Origin of the sequence: Mesorhizobium sp. LNHC221B00, assembly GCF_000502935.1 — a bacterium.
Taxonomy (GTDB): domain Bacteria; phylum Pseudomonadota; class Alphaproteobacteria; order Rhizobiales; family Rhizobiaceae; genus Mesorhizobium; species Mesorhizobium opportunistum.
This window is the reverse complement of sequence record NZ_AYWR01000064.1, coordinates 1-421: the sequence shown is the minus strand read 5'-3', so window position 1 is coordinate 421 and position 421 is coordinate 1. Positions and strand designations below refer to the sequence as shown.

The window sequence follows — 421 nt, the reverse complement described above, 5'->3', positions numbered from 1 at the left end:
CGGTACGCGTCGCCTACAGCCTGGAATACGGGCTGGACGAGATGGAGATGCACAAGGACGGCGTTGCGCCGGGCGAGAAGGTGATCCTGGTTGACGACCTGATCGCGACCGGCGGCACGGCGGAGGCGGCGGTCAAGCTGCTGAGGCAGATCGGCGCCGATATTCTTGCCGCGTGCTTCGTCATCGACCTGCCGGATCTCGGCGGACGGGCGAAGCTCGAAGCGCTGGGCGTGCCGGTGCGGACGTTGATCGGGTTTGAGGGGCATTAGGGAGTAGGGAGTAGGGAGTAGGGAGTAGGGAGTGAAGCTCCGCATTCCGTGCAAGGAGCAGCACCCACTGCTGCCTAATCCCTACTGCCTAAACCCTAGCCCTACCCAGCCTTCACCAGCACCGCGCTGTCGAACTCCAGTCACCTTGTAAT

Annotated in this window: 1 protein-coding gene; it reads left to right on the top strand. The window is 63.2% G+C overall.

The annotated features are described in order from the left end of the window. Window positions 1-269: phosphoribosyltransferase family protein (locus tag X741_RS136485; protein ID WP_023781034.1), on the top strand; the 269-nt coding region annotated here is incomplete at its 5' end. Between the last annotated feature and the right edge of the window lie 152 nt (window positions 270-421).